Source organism: Armatimonas sp., assembly GCF_031410135.1.
Classification (GTDB): Bacteria; Armatimonadota; Armatimonadia; order Armatimonadales; family Armatimonadaceae; genus Armatimonas.
The window spans coordinates 1-4,366 of sequence record NZ_JANNYP010000701.1; the positions used below are offsets into that span (position 1 = coordinate 1).

The 4,366-nt window shown below is 55.4% G+C and carries 5 protein-coding genes; 2 read left to right on the forward strand and 3 right to left on the reverse strand.

What is annotated here, in order from left to right; genetic code table 11:
- The 3 genes from RMO15_RS25660 to RMO15_RS25670 all read right to left on the reverse strand — a co-directional run.
- Positions 1 to 352, reverse strand: a 352-nt coding sequence (locus tag RMO15_RS25660) for a heavy metal-associated domain-containing protein (protein ID WP_309719453.1), incomplete at its 3' end; no start/stop codon positions are given.
- Positions 353 to 380: 28 nt separating this feature from the next.
- Positions 381 to 590, reverse strand: coding sequence for a heavy metal-associated domain-containing protein (locus tag RMO15_RS25665; RefSeq protein WP_309719456.1), 210 nt, complete (start codon positions 588 to 590; stop codon positions 381 to 383).
- A 16-nt stretch (positions 591 to 606) separates the two neighbouring features.
- Positions 607 to 903, reverse strand: coding sequence for a metal-sensitive transcriptional regulator (locus RMO15_RS25670; protein WP_309719459.1), 297 nt, complete (start codon positions 901 to 903; stop codon positions 607 to 609).
- Between the two features lie 564 nt (positions 904 to 1,467).
- Here RMO15_RS25670 and RMO15_RS25675 point away from each other — a divergent pair.
- Both RMO15_RS25675 and RMO15_RS25680 read left to right on the forward strand, forming a co-directional pair.
- Positions 1,468 to 2,664, forward strand: a complete 1,197-nt coding sequence (locus RMO15_RS25675) for a FixH family protein (protein WP_309719462.1) — start codon at positions 1,468 to 1,470, stop codon at positions 2,662 to 2,664.
- Positions 2,664 to 4,229: a hypothetical protein gene (locus RMO15_RS25680; protein ID WP_309719465.1), complete on the forward strand. Its 1,566-nt coding sequence runs from the start codon at positions 2,664 to 2,666 to the stop codon at positions 4,227 to 4,229. The genes RMO15_RS25675 and RMO15_RS25680 overlap by 1 nt, the downstream gene beginning before the upstream one ends.
- The last annotated feature ends 137 nt before the right edge of the window (positions 4,230 to 4,366 follow it).

Here is a 4,366-nt window from a genome sequence, read left to right on the forward strand (position 1 = left end):
GAATGGTAAGGATCGTGGAGAGAGCGAAGCGGCGCGTGAGGTCTTTGACCTCCGCCGCGTGGGCCTTCTCCTCCGCCTCCAGCGCAGCTTCGGGTCTCTGAAGCAGGGACGCACCAAAGCCTGTGTCTTGAACCACAGAGATGAGGGTGGGTAGCGAGGATTCCAGAGAGTTAAAACTCACGCGTGCCCGGTGGGTAGCGTAGTTGACCTGTGCCTCCTGCACCCCTTCCGCTCGCGAGAGCTGCTTCTCAATACGCCGAGCACAGGCCGCACAAGACATTCCCTGGATGGCGAGATCTACCGTCGTCTCGGAGACAAGTTCTCCTTTTAAGGGGCTTTGAATGGCAGTCATGGCAATTGAGCTTTTTAGAGGAGCCTTCTTAGCAGGATTGTGCAGAGAATCCTGCTTTTTCTACAGCAGCCTTGATAACATCCGCAGACGTGGCCTCATCATGACTCACGGTAACACGTTTGGCATCTACATCTACTTGGACATCGCTGACTCCCGCGACTGTCCCTACAGACTTCTTGATTGCACTAGCACAGCCCTGACACTCGATCTCCAGGGCGATAAAAGTAGTCGTCTTCATTTTTGTTTTTCTTTCTTTACTTAAGAAACCGGCCAAGAACCGTTTTGACTTCCTCGACAAGCTGCTCCTGAGTCATGGGCTTGGCGCACTCGTGCTCGCTCTCGGTACCATGACCAACAACGCAGGAGCTGACATGCTCGGTGAGTAGCTCTACACCGACACTATCGAGAGCGGAGCGTACAGCGGCGATCTGGGTAAGGATGTCCACGCAGTAGCGCTCCTCATCAACCATGCGCTGAATGCCCGCTACCTGTCCCGCGATTCGTTTGAGGCGAGTCGTGAGCTTCTTGCGGGAGTCGGCTCGATCAGTCATGCCTTCTAGTATACCCCTATAGGGTATACTAGGCAAGAGCTGGGGTATACTGTAGGACAATCTAATGTTTCGCAAGCACATGATCTTTATTCTCATCTTCGCCATGATGACGACCTTCCTGGCTCCGGCCCGGTTCGTGCTCGCTTGCCAGCTGCAATCTCAAACCACAGCTTGCCCCATGATGGCAGCTCAGCAGAAGTTAGAAGGACTATCCTGTTGTGTGAAGAAGGCGACTTCAACAGACGCCTCCCTCTCCGCACCGTGTTGCTGCAAGATGCAGCCTGCCCCAACGCCACCGAGCCTCCCCGAGCTAACCATTGTCGCGGAGAGCCCTATTTTCGTACTAGGCACTGTGGATATCCAGGTCGCTGCCCCTCCCCTGACAACCCTCTGTCCAGCCGCTACGGCACGGGAGATTTCGGCTCCCCGTGGGCCACCTCTTCCCTTTGCTTCCCTGCGCGCGCCTCCTATCTTTTCCTGAACCCTGCTGCTAGGCTGTGAACGCCGGGCGGCTTTTCGTCGCTTGCACGGATATTTCGTGCTGACCTTCTCAGGAAAAAAATCATGTTTACAACACAGCGTGCTCTCCTCAGCGCACTTACTTTAGGGGCACTTCTTAGCGCATTGCCCCCAACCTTCGCTCAGGTTGCCTCAGCGCCTGCGGGCCTCCAGAAAACCATTGGGAAGTACACTTTGACACTTCGATTGCCTACGGAGGGCATCTTTGCAGGGGAGCAAGTGGACATTGAGTTCCGCCTGCTCGATACCAGCAAGATCGACCCTGTTGCGGGTGCGACGGGGGTCATGCGGGTTCAGACGAAAGCTATAGTTACCATGCCGGAGATGGCGGGGATGCCTGCCCAGAGTCCCAAGATTCACACGGAAGGAGTTCCTGGCGACTACGGCATTGAGTGTTTCTTCCCCCATGGGGGGCAGTACCAGATCGCGCTGAGCCTGACTCTACCGGGAGAGGCTAAGCCTATCAAGGCGAGCTTTCTCATTGATGTCCAGGATGCGGAAGCGCGTCAGAGCAAGAGGCCTCTTCCCAAACCCTACTTGGTCGAGGTGAAGAGTGTCGGCGCTGCGGAGGCGAACAAGCCTGCCGAGCTACGCTTCACCATCCGAGACACGAAGACTAAGGCTATTGTCAAGGACTTTGACATCGCCCACACCAAGGTATTTCACCTCCTCATGGCAAGTAAGGACTTATCTTGGTTTGCGCACGAACACCCGGTTCCTCAGCCAGATGGCACCTTCACCATCTCTCAGGTCTTTCCTGCTGGCGGTGAGTACCGAATCTACGCCGATGTCGCTCCCAAGGGCGCGGGATCGCAGATCTTAGGCACAAACCTGCGGGTCGGTGGTGCGACTCCCAAGCCCGTTGCCCTAATCCCGTCGGGAACGAAGAACACAGTCGCTGGCATTACGGCCAGCTTCAGCTCTGCCGTCAGTCCAATTCCGATAGGCAAGAGCACCAGCCTGATCTTTAAGCTCACCAATACGGTGTCAGGCCAACCCATCACGGATTTAGAACAATATCTGGGTGCTTTTGGCCACCTCATGATTATTCACCAAGATGGTCAAACCGTGGTTCACAGTCACCCTGCTGAGGATGAGGCAGGTCTTGCGGCTTCGAAAAAAGGTAATGTCGTCTTTAATGCTCGCTTCCCTAAGCCAGGAATCTACAAAGCGTGGGGGCAGTTCCAGCGGGGCGGACAGGTTATCACAATCCCCTTTGTTGTGAAAGTAGGAGTGTCCTAATGAGACGCGTTTTCGCTCTACTGCTCACGCTCTTACTCGCCTCACCCGTGCTAGCACATCCTCCCACGGGAAGGAAGAAGCTCGGGCCGAGCAAGGCAACTCCGATCTTAAAACAGGCCCTGGATGCGAAGAAAAAAGGCGATCTGCGGGGCTACGAATCAGCGATCTTGGCGGCGAAGAAAGTATTGGCTGAGGAGGGACGCTTTGCTTGTTGCATCAAGGGCGGCTGCGCGGAATGCGCTCTGGAAGGCAGCTGTGGCTGTGCAACAAATCTCTTTGAGAAAAAAGGCGTGTGTAAAACCTGCCTGGAGGGCATTAAGGCGGGTAACAGCCGCTATGACAATCTCACGCCAGACATGCTCTTTGAGCAGCTCATGGAAATGGAGATGCAGGGAACGTTTGGCCCTTGGAGCATGAATCGGGAAGGCTCCGGCACAACCTGGCTCCCTGAGTCCAGCCCCATGTACGGCAAGATGACGGAGCGCGGTAGCTGGCAGCTCATGCAGATGGGCCTTGCGGTGGGAGCCTTCACAGATGCGGGTGGGACGCGCGGCGAGTCGCAAGCATACACCGCGAGCCAGTACATGCTGATGGGCCAAAAGCGCGATGAATCGGGCCGTGTGCTCGGACTACGCGGGATGTTCTCGCTCGATGCACTGACAAACGGCCAGAAGGGCTATCCCAACCTCTTCCAGACGGGGGAGACCGCACATGGTCAGCCGCTGAAAGATCGGCAGCACCCCCATGACCTCTTCATGGAGCTCGCCGCCACCTACAGCACTCCGTTAGGGAGTAACGTGCGAGGCTTTCTCTATCTAGCCCCAGCCGGTGAGCCAGCCCTTGGACCCGCAGCGTTTCAGCACCGACCTTCGGCGTGGGAGAATCCTGTGGCTCCCATCTCACACCACTGGCTCGACGGAACGCACATTACGTATGGCGTCGCGACAGCGGGAGTGACAGTTGCCGACAAGTGGAAAATGGAAGGGTCAGTCTTCAATGGGAGGGAACCCAATGAGAATCGTTACAACATCGATCCGATCCGCCTCAACTCCTACTCAGGGCGCGTGAGCGTCAACCCGAGCAAGGACCTGAGCTTTCAGGCATCGTATGGCTCTCTGAAATCCCCGGAAGCACTAGAGCCAGGGATAAATGTCCATCGTCTGACGGTCTCCGCGATGCACAATAAAGCGCTCGATAACGGCGATAATCTCGCCTCCATGCTCGCCATCGGACAGAACATCAAGGGGGATAGAAAGACCACAGCGGTACTGGCTGAGACAGCGTATACCCATGGGAGGCAGATTTATTTCGCACGGCTCGATAACACTCAGAAGGACGAGCTAGTCGGTGTACCCGCAGGAGTTTACCGAGTGCAGAAACTCTCGATAGGTGGTATTCACAACCTCAAGCAGGATGAGAGCGGCCAGCAAGGTGTCGGAGCCTCGCTCGACTTCTATTCGTATCCGTCAGCTCTCAAAGCCTCGTACGGCAATGCGCCCCTCTCAGTTAATCTGTTCTACCGCTGGCGATTTGGTAGCTCGATGCCTGCTAGAGTAAAATCCTAAAGCCTCACACCAGGTCACTGAGTATAATTAGGGAAGTCACAAATGTATATTTACTATCAGTAAATATTAATAACTACCAGATAAGCCGACGACCGGGTTCGAACCGGTGACCTGCTGTTTACGAAAAAGGTTAAAGG